This is a genomic window from Pseudoalteromonas sp. GW168-MNA-CIBAN-0100 (genome assembly GCF_040309225.1).
GTDB classification, from domain to species: domain Bacteria; phylum Pseudomonadota; class Gammaproteobacteria; order Enterobacterales; family Alteromonadaceae; genus Pseudoalteromonas; species Pseudoalteromonas arctica.
This window is the reverse complement of the sequence record NZ_JBEOOL010001025.1, coordinates 1-240: the sequence shown is the minus strand read 5'-3', so window position 1 is coordinate 240 and position 240 is coordinate 1. Positions and strand designations below refer to the sequence as shown.

The 240-nt window shown below is 47.1% G+C and carries 1 protein-coding gene; it reads right to left on the bottom strand.

Annotated features, from left to right (window positions below; all coding sequences use genetic code 11):
* The coding region (locus tag AAEY62_RS24460; RefSeq protein ID WP_350637077.1) for an S-adenosylmethionine:tRNA ribosyltransferase-isomerase at window positions 1–240 on the bottom strand (240 nt) is incomplete at both ends.

The following is a 240-nucleotide window of genomic DNA, read 5'->3' as shown; positions in this document are numbered from 1 at the left end:
CCGTACACGGTTTGATAACGCTCACGATCGGCTTCGTTATCAGGGCGATCTATATACGGCGGTAATGGCATATGGCCAATATCATTTAATATATCGAGTACGTTTTGGCTATGCTCAAACTCCAGCTCAAATAAGGTATCGTGACGCGCAACCATGGTTGCTTTTGCCTTGCCTTCAAGAATTACTTCGTTGCCTGGCTTTAGCGATTTACTCGCGCGCACATGTGCCAGCACTCTATGC